14 protein-coding genes are annotated in these 20,604 nt (G+C 61.0%); 9 read left to right on the top strand and 5 right to left on the bottom strand.

Annotated elements, in window-relative coordinates; translation table 11 throughout:
- Position 1: 1 nt before the first annotated feature.
- Together AC1DYC_RS29480 and AC1DYC_RS29475 are read right to left on the bottom strand one after the other, a co-directional pair.
- The gene (locus AC1DYC_RS29480) at positions 2-2,725 is read right to left on the bottom strand and encodes a carbohydrate-binding protein (protein ID WP_477411203.1); all 2,724 of its coding nucleotides are present in this window, start codon (positions 2,723-2,725) and stop codon (positions 2-4) included.
- Between the two features lie 8 nt (positions 2,726-2,733).
- The gene (locus AC1DYC_RS29475; RefSeq protein ID WP_477411202.1) at positions 2,734-4,956 is read right to left on the bottom strand and encodes an MGH1-like glycoside hydrolase domain-containing protein; all 2,223 of its coding nucleotides are present in this window, start codon (positions 4,954-4,956) and stop codon (positions 2,734-2,736) included.
- A gap of 152 nt (positions 4,957-5,108) precedes the next feature.
- Here AC1DYC_RS29475 and AC1DYC_RS29470 point away from each other — a divergent pair, with 152 nt between their 5' ends.
- From AC1DYC_RS29470 to AC1DYC_RS29450, 5 genes are read left to right on the top strand one after another with little or no spacing between them, the layout of a single operon-like run.
- Positions 5,109-6,140: an ABC transporter substrate-binding protein gene (locus AC1DYC_RS29470; protein WP_477302406.1), complete on the top strand. Its 1,032-nt coding sequence runs from the start codon at positions 5,109-5,111 to the stop codon at positions 6,138-6,140.
- Positions 6,130-7,038, top strand: a complete 909-nt coding sequence (locus tag AC1DYC_RS29465) for an ABC transporter permease (RefSeq protein WP_477411201.1) — start codon at positions 6,130-6,132, stop codon at positions 7,036-7,038. The genes AC1DYC_RS29470 and AC1DYC_RS29465 overlap by 11 nt, the downstream gene beginning before the upstream one ends.
- 10 nt (positions 7,039-7,048) lie before the next feature.
- Positions 7,049-7,828 (top strand): ABC transporter permease, encoded by a 780-nt coding sequence (locus AC1DYC_RS29460; RefSeq protein ID WP_181061074.1) that lies wholly within the window; start codon positions 7,049-7,051, stop codon positions 7,826-7,828.
- A complete protein-coding gene (locus AC1DYC_RS29455; protein WP_477411200.1) occupies positions 7,815-8,885 on the top strand; it encodes an ABC transporter ATP-binding protein in 1,071 nt (356 codons plus the stop codon). The genes AC1DYC_RS29460 and AC1DYC_RS29455 overlap by 14 nt, the downstream gene beginning before the upstream one ends.
- Positions 8,882-9,484, top strand: a complete 603-nt coding sequence (locus AC1DYC_RS29450) for a cysteine hydrolase family protein (protein WP_477411199.1) — start codon at positions 8,882-8,884, stop codon at positions 9,482-9,484. Before AC1DYC_RS29455 ends, AC1DYC_RS29450 begins: the two co-directional genes overlap by 4 nt.
- A 70-nt stretch (positions 9,485-9,554) precedes the next feature.
- On the opposite strand, the gene AC1DYC_RS29445 is transcribed toward AC1DYC_RS29450, so the two are convergent.
- Genes AC1DYC_RS29445 through AC1DYC_RS29435 form a run of 3 tightly spaced genes read right to left on the bottom strand, consistent with a single transcriptional unit; the run spans position 9,555 to position 14,148 of the window.
- Positions 9,555-10,868, bottom strand: coding sequence for an HlyD family type I secretion periplasmic adaptor subunit (locus AC1DYC_RS29445; RefSeq protein WP_477411198.1), 1,314 nt, complete (start codon positions 10,866-10,868; stop codon positions 9,555-9,557).
- Positions 10,865-12,571 (bottom strand): ATP-binding cassette domain-containing protein, encoded by a 1,707-nt coding sequence (locus tag AC1DYC_RS29440; protein ID WP_477411197.1) that lies wholly within the window; start codon positions 12,569-12,571, stop codon positions 10,865-10,867. Before AC1DYC_RS29440 ends, AC1DYC_RS29445 begins: the two co-directional genes overlap by 4 nt.
- Positions 12,568-14,148, bottom strand: a complete 1,581-nt coding sequence (locus tag AC1DYC_RS29435) for a hypothetical protein (protein ID WP_477411196.1) — start codon at positions 14,146-14,148, stop codon at positions 12,568-12,570. Before AC1DYC_RS29435 ends, AC1DYC_RS29440 begins: the two co-directional genes overlap by 4 nt.
- A 347-nt stretch (positions 14,149-14,495) precedes the next feature.
- Between AC1DYC_RS29435 and AC1DYC_RS29430 the strand changes: the two genes are divergently transcribed.
- The 4 genes from AC1DYC_RS29430 (at position 14,496) to AC1DYC_RS29415 (ending at position 20,442) form a co-directional block, all read left to right on the top strand.
- Positions 14,496-16,550, top strand: a complete 2,055-nt coding sequence (locus AC1DYC_RS29430) for an ATP-grasp domain-containing protein (RefSeq protein ID WP_477411195.1) — start codon at positions 14,496-14,498, stop codon at positions 16,548-16,550.
- Positions 16,551-16,565: 15 nt separating this feature from the next.
- Positions 16,566-17,018 (top strand): hypothetical protein, encoded by a 453-nt coding sequence (locus AC1DYC_RS29425; RefSeq protein WP_477411194.1) that lies wholly within the window; start codon positions 16,566-16,568, stop codon positions 17,016-17,018.
- Positions 17,019-17,121: 103 nt separating this feature from the next.
- Positions 17,122-19,431, top strand: coding sequence for a CapA family protein (locus tag AC1DYC_RS29420; protein ID WP_477411193.1), 2,310 nt, complete (start codon positions 17,122-17,124; stop codon positions 19,429-19,431).
- A gap of 129 nt (positions 19,432-19,560) precedes the next feature.
- Positions 19,561-20,442 (top strand): alpha/beta hydrolase, encoded by an 882-nt coding sequence (locus AC1DYC_RS29415; protein ID WP_477411192.1) that lies wholly within the window; start codon positions 19,561-19,563, stop codon positions 20,440-20,442.
- The last annotated feature ends 162 nt before the right edge of the window (positions 20,443-20,604 follow it).

Raw genomic sequence — 20,604 nt, 5'->3', positions numbered from 1 at the left:
CTCATTCGGTTCCCCAACGCGATGCAGTTTCAGTGGCTGCTCCTGGATTGGCAACCAAGCTCTGGCGACCGGCGCAGAGACATGGTGCCGCAGTCAGTCCCGAGGGCAGGGGCGTGCCGTCCCAAAAGGGCGTGCCTGCATAATAACGATTTGCCGCCGTGTTCCTGACGCGAAGCTCGACTGCCACCTCGCCCCGCGAGACAGGCAGGGCGAAGCGCGCTTCTCCCGCGACATGCCGGCCTACAAACGCGCCGTCGAGCCAAAGCTCCGCGGTCTCATGCAGACCCGGCAGCAGCAGATGCCAGACGAGACCGTCGGCGAGTTCAGGCAGGTTTATGCGCCGGCGGTAGACTCCGGTGCCGGCGAAAGTGGCATGGCCCTGAGCCTCCCATCCGTGATCGACCGCAATCGAAATCGGTCCACCGCCGTCGATCTCCAGCGTCCAGCCATCGGAAAGGACGATCGGCGCCGGCACATCAGCATGCGCCGTGTGGTGATGCCCTCCGGCATCGACCGCGCTGTTCGATGCCGGGTCGCCATTCCGGATCGACAGACACACCAGACGCTGGGCACCAACATCGAGGGTCAGTGTTCCGTCGACCATCGTGCATGGCGCGACGGCCACTTCACCCGTGTCGGGATTCCACAACGAGATGTCCGGTGTCGGCTCGGCGAGGCGGATGTTGAGCCGCCGCGCGGTCGCCTGGTCGTTGAACGCTGCCAGCCGCCAGCTGTCGCCGCACCGCGACACCGAACTCCAGGAAGGACCATCTTCGAAGCTGATGGCGGGCAGCGGACGCGGCTCGGCCGCCACAAGGCGGGCGATATCTTGCTGTGCCGCATCCGGCAGATGCACGACACGCCCACCCGCAGCAACGCTGGTCAAAGGCGCGGCGCAGGACGGCTCCTCGCCTTTCATTCTGGTCTTGTGCGGCAGCGGGCCGGTCGCCAGCAGCCGGCCGCCATTTCGCACGAAAGCGGCGATGGTCTCGGCCGTGTCAGCTGAGGCGAGCGTCGTCACAGCAGGCAGCACCAGCGTCGCGTAGCGCGGCTTTCCACCCAGCACTGTGCCGAGCATGCGCTCGTCGACAATGTCATAGCCGATACCGGCGCGCGCCAGCGCCTCCGCCCACCAGCCGAAATGGTCTCCGCAGGCCGACACCATCGCCTCTGCACGGATCGTCTCGAGCGGATAGAAAAGCGCCACTGGCCGCAGCGCTTCGCCATCCTCCAGAAAGGCCGAGAGCCGCGCCAGTTCGGCGAAGATCGCCGGGCAATCCTGCCACCACGGCTCGAAGTTGAAGGCCGGCGGAAAGTCGAAACGGGCGCTGAGCAGCCCGTCGCCCTTGTCGCCATCGGTGACGTTACAGGCGTGCAGCAGGATCTGCCGCGCGCCAAACAACATGTGGCGGATCGCTTGCGCGCGAAACCGCTCGGCCGTCAGACCCCATTGGCCGGCAAGGCCCGTCGCGCCGGTCTCCCGCCCGGTCGAATATTGTTCGATCATGCAGCGCCGGCGGCCATGCGCCCGCGCCACGCTGTCGCCAAGCTTGGCGGAAAGCTGCGGCGCATAGTCGGCTGCGTCGACCGCCGTCGTGCTGCGATAGGCGTCGATGCCGAAATAGTCGACGCCCGGCATGCTGCGCGGATCGAATCCCTTGAGGCCGGCGTGCAGTCCCCAGGCGCCGACATGGGTCAGAAGTTCGTGTCCGGTAAAGCCGACGCCGCGCTCGGCTGCCCAGCGCGACAGAGTTCCGAAGAAGGCGTCATGCAAGCGCCTTCCATAGGCTTCGAAGAAGCCGGCCCGCAGCGCGGCCGTGTGCGGACCGACGTCGCGCAGCAGCGACAGCAATTGCATGGCGTCGGCCGGGTCGGCGGCGTCCCAGAGCAGGCTGTTGCCGAGATTGCCATGGTGCTCGTCCCAAACGTGGAAGCCGGCATAGGGATGGTCGAAGAAGAAGCCGTCCGCCGCGCCACCGGCGGCGTCCAGCAGCGGCGCATAGACGGTGTCGGCGAAGCGTTGCGCCGCTTCCGGCAGGAGATAGTTGATGAGCCGGGAGGTCAGGCAGCGCGCCGATGCAAAGACGGTGACAGCGCTGCCAGCCGCAACGGCGCCATCATGCTCGATCACGATGCGGCACGCGGCATCACCGGTTTGCTCGATGTTGATGGTGCCCGTTACCGGCCAGACGGCGCTTTCGGCCGCAATCGCCGACTGGTCGTCCGGGTGCGAGACGGCCAGCACGACTTGCCAGTCACGCCAGCGCGGCACGCCGTCCTCGTAGCACCAGGTGCGGCCGGCCTCGCCGAGGAAATCGAGAAACGGTGAGTGGATGTTTGAAATCGTGAGTTCGGTGCGCGCGCCCTGCACGACCCCGCTCGTCCAGAACAGATGGCGCTCGCGCAGATGATCTGCACCATTGACGGTGCGTCCTCCGCCATGGCCCGACATCCAGCCATACTCGTCATAGATGGTGACCCTGAGGCCCAGCCGCTGGGCCTCGGCGGCCGCATCGCGATACGCATCCATATACGCAGGCGACAGATAGGATTCGAGCGCAAGTGCGCGGCGCGCCTGGATCATCACCGTGCCGACGCCTTTTTCGCTGATATCCGCCAGCTGCCGGCGAATTTCCGATGCGCTCGGAATGCGGTGCCAGAACCAGAAGACCGCCGGCCAGAAATCCGGCCCCGGCTTGCGAAACCATTCGGGCCCGTCAAGCAATTTGCCGCTCACGGGGTTAGTGAGAGGTGGCAGTCAAGGCGTGCGCCGGCCCCTGCCCCCGACAAATCCATGACGCGGCACCCGTCGTCGAGCACCGTCGCGATCTCCTGCCCATCGAGGCGCGCTGACACCAGGCGCGCGGCCATGTCCGGCCCGAGCCGGAAGCTGCCCGAGCAGCCCTCCGGGAAACGGACCGACAGCAGCCCACGTTCCACGACAATCTGGCTGATGCGGCCCCTGCAATCGGTGGAAAACAGCACAGCGCCCCTGGCCGAGAGCGTGAGCGTCCCCGCTTCGACCGTGACAACGACATCACCGGCGGGGCTCGACAGCGGCCCCAGCCGCACCGCTTCGCCATTATTTGCCAACTCCCATCCATGCCACGGGCCGATGTCCATGACCTGGCAGACGCCGAGGAGCGGCAGCATGGCGCCCCAGGTGTAGAAAGGATCGGCGTCGCCTTGATCGACGATCTCGCCGGTTTCGGCATTGTAGTTCTCACCGCAAAGCCGCGCGGTCGTCCAGGACTGCTCGAACATGGCAAGGCTTTTGCGAGCAAGCTCGGCCGCCTCCTGCTCGAACCCATAACGGCGCAGTCCTTGCCAGACGAAAAAGTTGACATTGGCCCAGATGCGCCCGCGCCAATAGACGTTTTCCTTGTAGGCGGGATCGTTGCGCGAGGCATTGGGCAGAACGAACTGCCCGCCGAATGTCACGGGATCGGCGAGGTAGTCGAGAAGCCGGGCTGCCTGCGCCTCGCTGGCTGCGCCACACAGCAGCGGATAGAAACTTGTCGGACCGACGCTGGAGACGAAGCCGCCGTTGCGCTGCCGGTTGGCGAACAGCCCGCGCGCCTCATCCCACAATTCGGTCCGGATCTTGTCGCGCGTATCCTGCGCGAGCGTCTCGAAGCTTGCGGCATCGTCGACGTAGCCGAGCTCGCGGGCAATCCTTCCCAGCATTTCGGTGTCGAGCGCCAGCGCGCAGTTGAGCCCGACGTCAAACGTCGAAAGCGAGCGTGTGACGGGATCGTAGACCGCCTCATCATGCGTTGCGGAATTGTCCATGCCGGTTTCGTTCCGCGCGCCGAAAGCCGTGCCCTTGTAGAGGGCGTCGCCAACATCCGAGGTGCCGCAGGAAACCAGACCGCGCCCGTCCGGATCGCGGCTGGCTCGCCACCATCGATTGTTGCGCAGCAATGGGCCGTAGGCGTTTTCGAGCAACGACCGGTCCCGGCTGCGCAGATACATCGTCCACGTGATAAAGGCGCCGTGCGGCGCCTGGCTGCGGTCGACCCAGGAATCGCGCGAGGTCAGCAAGCAGGCGAAATTGCCCTGCGGGGTCGCGCTGGCCATGGCGACGTGGAAATTTTCACGTGCCAGCGACGGATCGAAAAGACCGGCCATCAGCGCCGCGAACGTCTGGTCGTTGAACCAGACGGCGAAGCCGCCGAGATTCCAGATGCGGCTGATCGCGGTGTAAGGGCGGGCATTGATGCGGTCATAAAGCGTGTTCCAGCCGATCACGTCGCGGACCGCGTCGAGCGCGCCCTCGTTGCGCCCGGTGTGAAGCGGCGCGGTGGATGCCGCGTCTGTCACCAACGCTCCCTTCGCTGTCTTCACCGCAAGCGCACGGCTGTCGGCCACCGCCGCGGCAAACCGGGCCTGGGGCATCATTTCGAGATTGAAGCGCAGCGCGATCACCTTTGCCGAATTCGAACGGCTCGAGAGATCGAAATAACCGTTGGCGTCCATGTCGGCGACCAGGGCTTCGATGCTGTCGTGACCGGTCACCTGGACCGGTGCGTCGCGCGAAACCAACGACACGTATCGCTGTCCGACGGCCAGGGTCGCGGCGCCATCTTCATGGCTGTAGGTGACCTCTTCCCCATTCTCAGCCGACAGGCAAATCACGACCCAGTAGCGCAGACCCCACTCCTGCTTTTCACGCACCGACCAGCTTCCTTCGATGCAGAAGGGATCGCGTTTCGCGTAGGAGAATTCGAGCCGCGTGCCGCCATGCGTGGTCTCGAAATCGATGGCCTCGCCATGGAGGCCGTGGCGTCCGAAGCGAATTTCGGCGGGCGGGCGGATGGTTGTCGCCTTGCGCGCCCCCGACGAGAACAGCACTGGCGTGATGCGTGCGCCGAGCGGCAGGAACACCATCTCGCCCGGCCGTTCCGACCACGTGTTCCAGGCACTTTTGGCGGGCACATTGGCGTTTTTGAGCATGTGACATTTCCGTTGGGTCGATGATGAGCGGAGCGGGCGGCAGTGGGCGAATTAGAGATCACTTGACAATTAAGCCATCTCGAAGTTTGTTTGTACACTAACAAAAATGGGAGAAGAACATGCAACAGACACGACGCAGTTTTCTGACGATCATGGGCGCTGCCGCAGCGGCCGGTTTGGCTCGGCCGAGGCTGGCACGGGCCGCGACCAGCATAACGGTTCTGAACTGGCAGGGCTACGGCACCGACGAGGCCTGGGCGGTGAAGGCCTTCACCGAAAAAACCGGAATTGAGGTGGTGCACGACTATTTCAGCTCGGAAGCGGAAATGCTGACCAAGCTGAGAACCAATCCCGGCGTCTACGACGTTGTGCTGATCAACAGCGCGCGTTCCCAACAGGCGGCCGGCGAGGATCTGCTTACGGAGATCGACTTCAGCAAGCTCCAGAACGCCGGCGGCCTGTCGCCTGAGCTGCGCAATCATCCGAACCTCAACACTGCCGGCAAGGTCTATGGTGTGCCTTGGGTCTGGGGTATCACCGCGCTCGCCACCCGAGAAGGCGATGCAAAGCCCGACAGCTACGCGGCGCTCTCAGATCCGTCGCATAAAGGCCGCGTGGCGCTCTTCGACGATGCCGTAACGGGGATCGCCATCGGCGCGCTGCTGTCCGGTCAGGATATGAACAACCCCACCGACCTCGCCGCCGTCACCGAGAAGCTCAAGGCGTTCAAGCCGAACGTCAAGCTTTTGTGGTCGAGCGAGGACCAGTGGAACAAGTCTTTCGCGGCCAAGGAGTTCGACCTTTCCGTCTATTGGTCCGGGGCATCCGTCCGCTCCAGGCGCATCAGCAAGCTGCCGGTCGAATTTGTGGTGCCCAAGGAAGGCGGGATCGGCTGGCTGGACAGCCTGTCGGTTCCGGCGACCAGCACCAAGCAAGACGCGGGATTCGCCTTTATCGACTACATGATCGACCCGGGATTCTATGTCGAGTGGGCGACCAAGGTCGGCGCCCCCGCTTCGGCCAACTCCGCGGCTATGGAAAAGCTTCCCGCGGACGACCTGAATCGGCTTATCCACAAGCCTGAGTACCTCAAGACCATGACGCTGCAGTCGGCTCTGCCGGACGATCGGCGCGAGGCGTTCAACAACATCTGGCAAGAGGTCAAGGCATTCTATGCCGCTTGATCCTGCCGGTTCCACCCAACTGCGCGAGCCTGGCGGCTCGCGCAGGCCGTTGCCGCCATGGGCGTCGACGGCTGCGTTGCTGGTGCCGACCTATGGCTGGCTGACGCTTGCGGTGTTCCTGCCGCTCTGCACCATGTTCGCGTTCAGTTTCCTGACCGCGACGCCGATGGGCAAGGCCCCGATCGCCTTCACGTTCAAGCAATACCGGGCCTTTGTCGATCAACCCTATCTGCTCGGCGTTGCCTGGCAATCCCTGCTGATGGGCTTCTGGACGACGTTTTTCTGCGCGGTGTTGGGCTTCTTTGCCGCCCTGGCGCTGGTGCGCGCCACCGAGGGCAAGGTGCGCGAGACCCTGCTGATCCTGGTGCTGCTGCCGTTCTGGACGAACGGTCTCGTGCGCGTGTTTTCCTGGACCATGGTGCTGCGCGAAGGCGGCTTTCTCGACTATGCGATCCATTCGGTCTGGCCCGGCGCCGGGTCGGTCGGATTCCTCTACACGCGGCAGGCTGTCGTGGTCGGCCTGGTGCATGGCTATCTGCCCTACATGATCCTGACCTGCTACATCGCGCTGGTGACCATCGACAACACCATCGTCGAAGCCGCCAGCAGCCTTGGCGCGCGCTGGTGGACGATCCTTTGGAAGATCCTGCTGCCTATGGCCGCGCCTGGCCTGATCTCAGGATCGGTCCTGATCTTCGTACCGGTAATCGGCTCGTTCATGGAACCGAGAATCCTGGGCGGCCGCGTCGGCGTTACCATGGGCACGGTGATCGAGGACCAGTTCACGCAAGCCTTCAACTGGCCGCTCGGCGCCGCGCTGTCCTTCACCATGCTTGCCGTCGTCCTCGGCATCTTCGCCACCTTCTCCGGCGTGCTGCGCCGCGGCACGGCCTTGTGAGGATGCCAAGATGAAGATCGCCGCCCGCTTCTACATCGCCGCCATCCTCGCCTTCCTCTATCTGCCGATCCTGGTGATGATGGCGATGGGGTTCAACGAATCCCCGCTCTACGAACTGCCGTTCAGCTTCTCGACCCGCTGGTATCAGGCGCTTGCCGGCAACGCTCCGCTCGTCAATTCCGGCATCAACAGCATCTGGATCGCGGTCGCCACGTCGATCATCGCCACGGTGCTCGGCACGATGGCTTCCGTCGCGCTGTCGCGGCGAACCTTTCGCGGCAAAACGCTGCTTCAGCTGATGCTGCTGCCACCGATCGCCATTCCCTGGCTGATCACCGGGACGGCGATGCTGGTGTTCTTCTTCTACAGCGGCATCGGCCGCGGCCTGCACGCGCTGCTGATCGGCCATGTCGCGCTCGCCATCCCCTATGTGGTGCTGGTCGTCGGCACGGGTTTCCAGACCGTGCGCGCCGATCTCGAGGAAGCGGCGATGAGCCTCGGTTCGACGCCGGTACACGCCTTCTTCTCGATCACCTTGCCGCTGCTCTATCCAAGCATTCTGGGTGCTGCGCTGTTTGCCTTCGCCGTCTCGCTCGACCAGTTCGTCATCTCGTACTTCCTTGCCACGCCCGGATTCTCGACCCTGCCGGTGCAGATCTATTCGGCAATCCGCAAGGGTTTCACCCCGGAGATCAACGCCATCTCGACCATCCTTTTGGTCGGTTCGATGGCGGTCATCGTGATCTTCGCCCTGTTCGCAAAGCCGGGAGGCGTCAGTGACAAACGTTGAAGTCCGTTCGATCGCCAAGAATTACGGCTCGGTTCCCGTCCTCACCGACATTTCCACGGACTTCACGCAAGGGTCCTTCACCAGCCTGCTCGGACCATCCGGGTCAGGCAAAACCACGCTGCTGCGCATCATCGCCGGGTTCATCATCCCGGATCAGGGCAATGTCGCGATCGGCGGCAACGATGTCACGCGCACCCCGGTCTGGGCGCGCAACATCGGCATGGTGTTCCAGTCCTACGCGCTATTCCCGCATATGACGGTGAACGAAAACGTGGCGTTCGGGCTGGCGCGCCGTGGCATCAAGGGCGAGGAGTCGCGCAAGCAGGTCGAGCGCGCGCTCGAGCTTGTGCGCCTGCCCGGTTTCGGCGACCGCAAACCCAAGCAATTGTCGGGCGGCCAGCAGCAGCGTGTGGCGCTGGCCAGGGCGATCGTCACCAAGCCGAGCGTGCTTCTGCTGGATGAGCCGCTTTCCGCGCTCGACCGCCGATTGCGCCAGGAGATGCAGGTGGAGCTGATCCGCATCCAGAAGGAAAGCGGCCTGACCACCATCTTCGTCACCCACGATCAGGAAGAGGCGCTGACGCTGTCGGACAAGGTGGCGATCCTGGACCGCGGCCGCATCGTGCAGATCGGCGCGCCGACAGAGGTCTACGAGCGGCCGAAGACCCGTTTCGCGGCGGAATTTCTGGGCGACACGAATTTCCTCACTGGCACGGTCGTTGCAGGCGGCATCAGGCTTGCCAACGGATCGACCGTGGCCGTCGACGCACCGCTGCCCGCCACGGGAAGCGAAGCGACTGTCGCGGTGCGGCCGGAAAAGATTGTCATCAGGGACGCGGCACGTGGTGGCAAAGACACCGATCGCAGCAACCGCGTCAGCGCAACGATATCGTCATCGGTCTATGCGGGAACGGCACTGACCTACGAGGCGGCCTTCGACGGGCTCAGCTTCAAGATCTTCGCCCAGAACAGCGATGCCAGGCCGCATTCGGTTGGCGACGTTGTGGAACTGACATGGTCGCCTTTGCATACTGTTCCGCTCGAGGCGGCGGCATGACCGAAACCTTACGCATCGGCCCCAATGCCGTTCATCTGTGCATCGACATGCAGCGCCTGTTCGCTGAAAAAACGGAATGGCATACACCGACGCTGGCCGACATTGTGCCCAATATCGCCAGGATCATCGAGGCCAAGCCCGGCCGCACGATCTTCGCGCGCTTCACCGTGCCTGAAACGCCCGACGCGGCCGAAGGCAACTGGCGTAGCTACTACCAGCACTGGTCGGGAATAGTGCAAGCATGGTCGAGCGACCCCGGCCTGGTCGACGTGATCGAGCCGCTTGCCGTGTTGGCGCGCCAGGCAGAAACTCTGGACAAGCCGACCTACTCAATGTTCGGCGTCAGTGGGCTGGCGGACCGGCTCGTCGCCCGCAATGTCGATACACTGGTCGTCACCGGCGTGGAGACAGATGTCTGCGTGCTCGCGACGGTCTTCGACGCCATCGACAGAGGGTACCGGATAATCGTGGTGAAGGATGCCGTGACCAGTGGGTCGCTGGAATCCCACAAGGCGACCATAGACCTTCTGTTGCCGCGAATGCCGCAGCAGATCGCCCTTGCCAGCACCGCCACGCTGCTCGCGAACTGGACGGATTGACCGCCAAGCGGCGCCGGCGGCTCACTCGCATTACCAGCCTGACGAAGCCGCCGTAGACCCGACGCTCGGTCTATTCGCGAAGAGCTCGTCCCATGGCGGCGTAGACAGGAGCGCTGAGATATTCCCACGCCGACCTCGCCCCGGTCTCGATCATGACCTGCGTGCTCATTCCAGCCTGCAACGCTACCGGCGTTGCCTTCAAGGACTGAGGTGTCAGAACGATGCGAGCCGCATAAAATGCCTGACCGGTCCGTGGATCCACCAGCCGGTCTGCTGAAAGGGTGCGAACATCACCGTTCATGGGCTGCTGATACCGCCTGCCCACAGCGCTGAGCCAGATGGTCGCGTGCAACCCCACTTTCACCTGGTCGACGTCGAGCGGGTCGACGTTGGCAATCACGACGAAGTTGTCCCCAAGGGGCACGATATCCATCAGTGGATCGCCCGCTGCTATCACCCCGCCAATGGTGTGAATCTTGAGCCCCACTATGGTGCCTCCGATGGGGGCGCGGATCTCGGTTCGTGTCTTCACGTCATCGGCAGCGGCTATTCGTTGAGCGGATTCATATATCTTGGCGCGTACCACCCCAAGCTCAGCGACAATGTCGGCTGCCGTGGATGCGCTAAGTTCAGCAACCTTGAATTTCGTCTCCTCCATTTTTTGCCTGGCAACGCCAATTGACGCGATATAGCCGCTGAGGTCGCCTCCCACATCCGCCTTTTCAGTCTCCAAATCTGTCAGGCGCGTTCTTACCACCAACTTCTTTTCATACAGGGCGCGAACATCGCCCAGCTGTTCCTCGATCAACTCCAGTTTCCGAGTGGCCGCAGCCACCTGCCCTTCATAGCCCTCTATCTCCTTCTGCAGGCTCCCGGTCGTTTGCTGCAGCAGGGAAAGTCGCTCTCGGAGCAGGGTCTGACGTGTTCGAAAGACACTCTCCTGGCCGGAAACAGCTTCGGCCGCACCGGGCTCCTTCAACTCTGACGAAATTTCGATTGAGTCCTTGCCATCTCTCTCGGCGATCAACCGTGCCTCGGTGGCTTTCGCCTCGTACCATTGCGCCTTGATTTCGTTCGCAGCGGCCGTCGAAGCAGTGCTCTGCAGCCGTACCAGAACCTGATTTGGCAATACGCGATCGCCCTCCTGAATCAATATCTCGGATACGATCCCGCCCTCGAGATGCTGCACCGTCTTTACGTTTGAGGCTGCCTCCACCAACCCGTTGGCCAGAACGGCGCCCTGGATCGGAGCAGCAACAAGCCACATGCCGGTCAGGGTCGAAAAAATGGTGATTATCGCGAAACCGAGAACAATGAAGCCCTTGCCAAAAGGCGCAGGTTCGTCTCCGGGTTGCTTGGCGCCAACGGCGAGCGGGACTGTCACTTTACGCTCCGCAACTCAGTTTTTGCGGGACGAACCGGGCGTTCCGTAGGATCGGAGAGCTCAGGCGTTCGGCCGCCCAGGATCAGGGTCCGGTCGACCAATCCGGCAAGACGGTTGGTCTGTCCCGACATGGTAATGATTACCGAGGATCCAGACCCCTTCATGACCTTCACCGCCGCTTCCAGCGTCCTTCTCGATGAGCTGTCAAAATTGGCGAAGGGCTCGTCGAGAACGATAAGTCTCGGTGCGCGAAACAGCGCCCTTGCAAGCGCAATTCGTTTCCGTTCGCTGCCGGACAGTCCGACCGTGTCGTCAAGCACTGTGTCATAGCCCTGGCTCAAGCGCAGGATAACCTGGTGGATTCCGGCAATTTTTGCCGCGGAAACCACATCGTCGATGGAGCTTTGTTGAAACCGGGCGATATTCTGCGCGACGGTTCCCACGAACAGTTCGACCTGCTGTGGCAAATAGCCAATGGACTCGGCTCTGATATAATCCGGAAGCCGGGTGACGTTCATGTCTCCCAGGCGGATCTGTCCGGTTCGTGGCTTCAGCAGGCCTATCAGGAGGCGGGAGAACGTTGTCTTGCCGGTGGCTGCGCGCCCGATGACCAATAGCAACTCGCCTGGCGCCAACGAAAGCGACAGTCTCCTGAATACGTCTTCTCGCGATCCCGCGTGCCTGAACGTAACTTCATCGAGAATCAACGTGCCGCGCGGAGTTCCGGGCAGCAACGACGGGTCCTCGTCCGACGGCTTGGCCAGATCCGCCTTGATCTTTGCGTATCCTTCCCGCGCTTCCCTGAGGCCCCTGAGTTCTCCAACCGCCTTGTCCACCATCCTGTAGGCAAAATTGGCGATGAGTCGGGCTGCAAATATCCCGCCGAGGGACGCCTGGTCTTGCAGGAACAGCCATATGCCGGAGGCCAGCAGAATAATGTAGAGGCTACGGTTCAGTACCCGGATCGCAGCATCGAGGCTCGATCCGCGGGCGTTAAGCCGATCTCGCTGCAAGAAGCCGTCCACTCGGTTCCTGCCCCAGCGACCAGCAATCGCGTCGGCCATTGCGAACGCGCTGACAACGTCTCTGTGTCTGTCCGCCGAGACCAACACCTCTTTTGCCTGCTTGACGGCATCACGTTCCGCCTGGCGCGGCTCTCGCGTGAAATTCTCTTTCAACAGGCTTAAGCCAATCAGCAAAACTGTGGCTGCTACTGCGATCAGAAAGAGAACCGGATGGATGAAGTACACGCACAACAGGAAAATCGGTGCCCAAACGACGTCCAGCCAGGCAGATAGCCCGCGCTCAACAAAGCCCGCGACTTTCTCGATGCTGGCCAGCAGCGGCGGATTGGCGACGCCTGACGTCAATCCGGCTTTCACGGACTGGCTGGTCAACTGATGCTCGATCCATACGCTCCAGCGCGAAAGCATGCGGCGGCGAATGGTTTCCAGTGCGACTCCGGCTACCAGGGCGAGCAAGGCAGCCAGGGTCAGAATAACAAGGGTTTCCACACTGCGGCTGGAAATGACCCGGTCGAATATTTGTATGAGATAAAGTGGCCCTGTAAACCGCAGGGCATTGATAAACACGCTGAATACCACCAGCGCCGCAAGGCCGGGTATCGACTTTCTCCACATTTCGCTGAGGGGGCCGCTATACCGACGCCTGCCTCGTGTGTTCATCGCGGCACCGTCTTTCACGCACGTCCGAGGGGAGAGTACTGATCGGCATGCTCATTGAACAGTCCAGAGAAATTCATGATCACCGCATCAATGTCGTCATGAGCATCCAACGGCGGCGCCTCAAGCGCGTTTTGCAGAGGCCGATCATGGTGATCGGCTGCCTCAAACATCGACCAAGTTTCGTTCAGCAGGTTGGACATCCGGGCGGCCGGCAGCGGAGGGCAGCCAAGTGCCTGCACGATACCGCCGAGCGACGCCTTGAGGGCACCCCGGCTTTTTGCCAGCACTGCTGCCTCTATTAGTTCCGCGGGCGCCTGCACCGACATGAATGTTGGGACAGCACCCTGAGAAGGCCGCTCAGGCAGAGTGACCAAAATGCCTCCGAACGGACTGGGCCACATCACCAAGCTGCCATTTCCATTTACTTCTCCCAGCTCGGCAACAATCAACTCGCGCGCGACCTTTGCCAAGAAGTCAATCCGGAGTTGGTGAGAATGGACTCGATCCACGCCGATCGGCATGGCTGCCTCCGACGATGCCGCAATGCGCCGCAGGTACGGGTTGTTGCTCTGTCCATTGGACAGCTTTTCTGCGGCGCAGGCTCTCAGCACAGGACCGAGCGCGCCGTCCTGCAGATCCCACGGGGAATAGCAATGCAGCCCGGTAGCTTCCTCAGCCTCTCTCACCCCAAGCGGCGAGCGGCCAATTCTACCGCTGATGGCCAGCACCTTGTGGCCGGCAGCGCGCAAAGTATCGACGCCATATTTCGCACCCATCGCGTCGTAGGAAGCGAATATGGTGCCAAGAGCCATGCTGCGAAACGATTCCGCCAGAATTAGCTCGGACGTTTCCTTCTGCTGCAGCCCGTCGGCAATCTCGATGACAGCAACGTCGCATCCGTTTTCGGCTGCGTGGTTCAGCAGCCGGAAAGCGCCCTTTTCGATCAGTTCCACCGGGGCAAGATAGGTGGTTGCAAACCCGGCGTCGGTGAAATCAAGAACGATGTCAGCGCCCGCATCCCGTACGATCCAGGTGTCGCCGCCGGACCCGGTTCCGGTAATCTTCAGGGCGGCCACCTTCAGCCCCGCTCTTTTGAAACCTCTCACCAACGATGTCGCCGTCAATGTCTTTCCCGCGTTCATCGATGTTCCGAGCGACAGCACAATCGGCAGAGAGGGGCGAAGGTCGTCCGAGCTGACCTTGTAATCCCACACATTCAACCGGCGACCGAATTTGTCGCCAATCAGTCCGAGAGGGGTAATCTTCGTTGGCGCAAGCATTCGATCGTGTCTGGAAAGCTCACACGCCGCGATGCCTCCCCCCGCCACCAAGTCACATGGCCCAAGATCGGGACCTATAACGGCTTCGAACTGGTCCGGCGCGTATCTGTTTCCATAGCAGATGATTATCTCATCCCCGGGAAACATGATCGCCTTTCTCCCGTTGATCAGCTCCAATCTGCTGTGATTGCCGAGTTTGTCGACGCGAGCCAGGACGAGATCGCCCGCCACAGGTTGCAAGGATCCGGTGATGAGCGTTCGCATGTGCGAGGCCGCGACCCGGCGAGTGGCAAACGCGCGCTTGGCTTTCTTCATGCGCCCGCGCTGAATTCTACAAACAGACATGACACCCCACCCCAACGCTAGTTTTTTTATTAAAGTTTTACTTAGTTATATTCCCCGTCTACTCCTGAGCCCCGTTCATTTTTTTGTTGCGTTAATTATTAGATAACCATAATATAACTGAGGGTTGCACGCAAGTGATCGGATCGAAAACCGATTAACGGCAGATGGGAGTTGGTTTCAGGGGGGCAAAATGTATGGTTATGGTATGCCCAGTTGAAGAGTCGGAGCCATTTGAGGTTGCCGGTTTCAAGACGCTATCCGGCCTCAATATGTATAACGCGAATACAACCGTTAAATTAACCCTGAATTTAGGGCAAATGGCTACTGTACGCGTGTCCGGTTTTTCTGCCGGTCCCCGCTCAGTGCTTTCCGGACTGTTTCCCGAGTGTGAGCAGGATGTTTTGGTGCCCTCGTATCTAGCGGATGCGATCCTGACCGCGGATCTCGAGCTTCGCCGCGCGATGAATTTCTATTCGTTTCCTACCGTGGCCACGCTGGTGAGCGATCCGGCAGAGAGCAATCCGGTGATCGTCTGGGAGTCGGACGATCCGCAGATGTCGCGCGCGGCAGCTGCAGCTGTTGTTGAAGCGGTCGGTGAGGCGGCGCGAGACGGGGATGTGGCATCGAAGTATTCCCTCGCCCGCGAACTGAACCTGGAAAGAGCAAAGAAACGGCGTCTTTCAAATTCGACCGCAGTGCTGGTCGCCGCCGCCAAGAGGAATCGCATCCCGTTCGAGTTCGTTGCCCGCAACCACCTTCTCCTCGGCCAAGGCAAGCACCAGAAGCAGCTCTTCTCCACGATATCCGGTTCGACATCGTTTGCGTCGGCGAAGGTGGCCCTGGACAAGAGGCTGGGCAATAGGCTCTTGGCGCAGGCCGGCTTGCACGTACCGCGCCAGCTTACGGTTCGCAGCAAATCCGAGGCGGTCGCGGCCGCCAAGCAGCTGGGTAAATCAGTGGTGGTGAAACCCGCCCAAGGCAATCAGGGGCGCGGCGTTTCAATCAAGCTGCGGGGACGCCGTGCTGTCGAAGCCGCGTTCGACATAGCGTGCCAGGTGGCTCAGTCCGACCGGTATGGCGTGTTGGTGGAACAGTTCATCGCCGGCCCTGAGTATCGAGCCACGATCGTCGATTTTCGTGTCGTGGCGGCAGTGCTTTGTTGCCCGCCCGAGGTTACCGGCGACGGCGAAAAAACGCTGCGCCAGTTGATCGATGATTTGAATCGGGAACCCGACAGGGACGGCAGGCGTCTGTCGCGCCTGGAAATCGACGACGACCTGCTCAGACACCTGTCCTTGCACCGTCTTACGATGGAAACTGTCCCCATTGCCGGGCAGCAGGTGGTTCTGCGGCCGAACGGCCACCTCGCCCGCGGAGGCGTACCGGTCGACGTTACAAACTCCATCCATCCGGACAATCATAAGCTGTGCGAACGCATCGCCAGGGTCATTGGGCTCAGTATTGCCGGTTTGGATCTGATCATGCCCGACATAGCGCAATCTCACAAAGACGTCGGGTGCACTGTCATCGAGGTGAATGCACGACCAGGGATCGAGTTTCATCTTTGGCCGCGGGCCGGCACGGCAAGGGATGTGAGCGAGATAATCCTGGCCAATATGTACGAGGATCCAGCTTCATCGGAAGTTGCGACGGTGCTCGTCCTTGGCGACCGGCATACCAGCATGGTGGCAAAGGCAATCGAGCAGCGGTTCATGGCAGAGGGGCGAAGGATCGGCCTCTTGTCGAAGAAAGGCGCCTACATCAACACCGCACCGCAAGAATTCAGCCAGCGGGCAACCCCGCAAATGCTGACCAGGGATCCTTCATTGGAAGCGCTGGTCTATGCCGTTTCTCCAGCAAGGGTCTCGGAGAACGGTCTTGGCCTGGGCGCTTGCCACGCCGTGTCGGTGACGGCGACTGACGTCGAGAATTGCAAGATCCTCGAAGACCTGGCCAAAGCAGTGCTGAGCGGCGGCAACCGTGGCTATTTTATCGTCGACAATGAAGATTTGGTATCCCGCCAGGCGTTGTCGGCGCTGCCTGTTGAAAGATTGATTTTGACAAGCGCCGAGACCGGGTTTGGCCCTGACTTGCGGCGACACCTGCAACGCGGCGGATTGGCTCTATCGATGCGATGGAGCACCGATGGGTCCGGAGCAAAGATGACGCTTGCATCGGGATCTGGCGATCTCGTCATGGAACCTGCCACGTTTGCGTCGCGACCAGCTCAACTCAAGGCTGCCATGCATGCAATGGCAATTTCGTATCTGGCAAAACGGGATGCATGGTTCGACCAGATGGCGTCGCCACCAGCTAATCTAACTTACGCGAATGGGGTTCAACAGCAGGCAGGAGTTTCTCTGCTGAGGTAAAAGGGAGTAGCATTCATGGATACTGTTTTAGCAACGACAACACCGAATGTTTCGCAAGGCGACGCGGCAGCACTCGTTGCCTTGACCTTGCAGCGCACCAAGAACAGGGCGGGGCAGCCGCGAACCCGCGTAAGGATGTCTTACAAGACATTCAAGCGCTTGACCGGGCGGCGCATCGGTGGTGCAAGGTTTGTGCGAGAATTCACCGAAGAGATGATGAACCTGGGTTGGCTGATGGTCCGCATGCCGTCGTCCTATGGCTTCGTGCGCGCAGCCTCCCTGGACAAATGGCCGCTGACAAAATCGAATGTGGTCGCGAAGGAACTCAAGCTGATCGGGGAGGGATCGCTCGCGGAAGTGCTGGACAATGCGCGGCGGGAGCTTGGCGAGGCGACTGACGCCAGCAGCGCATCGAGCCCCCTCAATGGGTCGACCCGGAAGAAGAGAGACAAGGCCGAGGCCCAATAGGCAGGAATTGATGGAAAGCGGTAGCTAGTATCCTCAGGGCAGCGGTTACTGCTTTGCGCATGGGTATGATGGCGAAAGCAGTAGCCTCTACAGGGGAGTAAATATGGCGACTGGCTCTGTTTACGTCTGGGAGCCATGTGACTCGGACTTTACCGGCGGCCGCGTGCATCTGGCCGAGGTAGAATTGCCCTATCTCTCCCAGCGCACCGGAAGGCGCGGCCTGCGTGGACGGTATGTAGACGTCATCAGCCATCCAGGCACGGAAGAGGATTGGCCGACAGGCCAGATGGGCGAAGTGTCGCCCGACGAAGACGGCAATTTTTCTTTCAAACCGTCCGGCGGTGGCGTTTGCGGCGGGTTGGAAAGCCGCGAGGCCGCCGCGCGCTTTGGCCAGGTCAACGTCTACTACCACGTCTCCTCGATGAGCCAGCGCATCAACGATGTGCTTCGTTCAGTTGGAATGGCCCCTCTGCCGAAAGTCAGGGCGATCGTCAATGCACGTCGGCAGAAGAACCGGCCGGGCAGCCCTGAAGACACCCGCATGTGGGTGCCGGTCAAAGGGGCCAGATATCGTTACCCGGCAAGAATGGAAAATCTCGACGATTTTTCAATTCCCATCTGCGGAGAGTTGCTTTTTGGACCGGGGCATGGGGTCACCGAGGAAGGGTGGCTGCCGCGAATTTCAGGCGGCGCCTATCTCCGCGATCCATCCCACGACGCCGGCATGATATACCAGGCGTTCGGGCTTCACGTCGTGCGTCATACCGCTGATGTGCAGACCGACAGGTTGCGTGCACCGCGTGCCGCGTTCAGCAGACCGGGCGCCCTTGAATATGCCGTGAGCACATACCTGGCGGCCTCCATGCTATCGAGCCCCCACGTGGGGTGCTGGCATGCTCGTCACGATGCCGAGTTTGTGCCTGCGGACAGCCTTGCCAATGACGCCCGGATTGACGATGACGAAATGCAGCCGAAGGAGGCGCTGGTCGCACAAGCCGTCGCGGGGGCGATGTGGGATCTGCACAAGGCATTTCTCGGGCACGAATTTGCCTGCATGGAATTGGTTGTTGGTGCCCTTTTGCAGCTTGGGCGACTTTCCGATAGCCCATTCGCCCCTTCCCGGGTCAGAACCAGGGCGATCAGATCATCCCCACGCAGCTTTGCCTCGTGCCTGCTTCATGCGGACCGCGTGAGGTCCGGCGGCCTTTACGAGAGGCTGATCCGGGACATCTTCGAGAAGCGCGGGATAGGCTTTAGTTCGCCTGCGGCCGATATGCTGCTTGCGCCGTCGGTTCCGCCCCTCCCTCATCACCTCAGCGGCTCTGACGGCGTGCAGCGCCACGTTGCCAAAATTCGCGAAAAGTTTTCGGAAGTCATCATTCCGGATGATGGCGATCTCATCGATCCGGATCAACTTGAACTGTCCCTCTCATCGTCCGCCATCGTCCCGTACCATCTTGCTGCGGTCGGAGACGTCATGACGGGGATGCGGATGCGCCATCGTATCCGCAGGTTCGGCCCGGACTATCCCCTCGCCTGGGTCAAGCCGATCTTCAGGCGCAGCGGTTTGATAACGGGAAATCTTGAAGGACCGTTCGCCTCCACATCCGAGGAAGCAGAGCCCAGTAAGAAATACTCATACAAGGTCGATCCCAAGTCAGCCGCTGTCTTACGCCGCGCCGGCTTTGCTGCCATGACCATTGCGAACAACCACATTCAGGACTGCGGCCCAGGCGGCGTAGTTGAGACGCTCGACACGCTGGAGCGACATTCTATCAAACCGTATGGTGGCGGCAGGGATCAGAACTCGGCCCACGATCCGGTGATTTTTGATGGCGTGGATATCCGAATCGGACTTCTCGGATATTACTGGAACGACCGAACGGCGGCTCGTGGCGAACTTCCAGGCTCCGCCCAGGATCTGCCCGAATTGGTCGAGCGTGACCTCGCGCGATTGCGGCCGCTGGTCGATCGGATCGCGGTGATGGTGCATTGGTTTACTGCTACATACCGACGCGAACCTACCGAGCAAAACCGCGTGAAAGCACGGCAGTTTATCGACTTCGGCGCGGACGCGGTCATCGGCCATCATCCACATATTCTCCAGGCTATCGAGATTTATAAAGATCGGCCGATACTATACAGTGTCGGCAATTTCGCCTTCGGGTCGGGAAGCAGCCGGGCTGAGTCTATCTTGCCTTGCTTCCACTTTGGCGCGCGGCAGATAGATTTGGACATATACCCAGTCTACGTTCAAAACAGAGATCCGCGCCTCGATTACCAACCAAAAATAATGGGAGGGGCGGCCGGCCGGGCGACGATCGATCGGCTGCTCGATTTGTCGCCTGGACTGGGCGGTGCAATAGCCGCTGTCCAAGACAGATGCCTTAAATTGTCTATCCCCTCGCGCTGAGGGTCATCCTTCGACAAGCACCAAGTTCCTGTGACTGAAACGAAGTCTTTACCGCCCGGACGGTTTTGATTTGTTTAGAAGTTTCTAATGGAATATGGCATCATGCGGATTGTCCATAGGGAGCGACCGATGCGATTTCTGATCCGTCTGTTGGCTGCTGCAGTGGTGGGCTGCAGCCTGATTTATTCGGGCCCGGTGCTTGCCTGGAAGGTGGGCAAGGGCACGACGACAGCGACCATCAACGGGACGACGCTGACGGTCTATACCTACCACCCCTCGAACTGCAGCAATCCCTCGATCCTGTTCGTCTTCCATGGGCTGAGCCGAACGGCGTCTTCCTACAGGGATTATGCGCAGCCTCTGGCCGATCGAAATTGCCTGATCGTCATGGCGCCGCTTTTTGACTTGGCAAGGTTCCCAAGCTGGAGCTACCAGCGTGGCGGAATCGTCAACAGCGGCGCTATTCAGCCGCGGGATCGATGGACTGTCTGGTACGTGAAGGGCCTGGTCAAATGGGCGAGGTCACGAGAGGGGTTGCCGAACGCGCAGTACTACCTTTTCGGGCACTCCGCCGGCGGCCAATTCACGTCTCGTGTTGCGGCATTCGCCCTGGCCGACGCGAAAAGATTGGTGGTTGCCAATCCCTCCTCATATGTTCTGCCCTCGCTGGCGGAAGCCGTGGCCTATGGGCTCGGCTGCGTCTCCTCGGGATGCGTCTATACGCCGGATCAAGCCACCCAGGAGATGAAAGCGTATCTGGCCTTGCCGCTGACGGTCTATCTTGGAGAAGACGATACAGGCGATGCCGAGTTGAACGAAAGCGCGGCCGCTATGCGCCAGGGGGCGACACGCCTGGAACGGGGGCAGTACACATACGATTTGGCGCAAGCTGTCGCGACCGCAAACGGGTGGCCCTTTAACTGGCGTCTTATCATCTTGCCGGGCGTCGGGCATTCGGCAAGTGATATGTTGCGCTCGGATCAGGCAGCGGCCGCATTTGGACTCAAATAGCGAAATTTTGCGGTCCTGACCCTTGGAGAGATACCATTTTCAGATATGCGTCCGCTCAGGCATTCCCGGCCAGACTGCTTGCTGGAGCCTGCGAAGCGAGGAGGAGTTCGGAGGCGCCTCCGCGCTTGTATCGACAGCGCCTCCGCGTCACTAGCCCGACCG

Source organism: Mesorhizobium sp. P2_E7 (assembly GCF_056403855.1).
The sequence above is the reverse complement of the archived record's forward strand: the minus strand, read 5'-3'. Positions and strand labels throughout refer to the sequence as shown.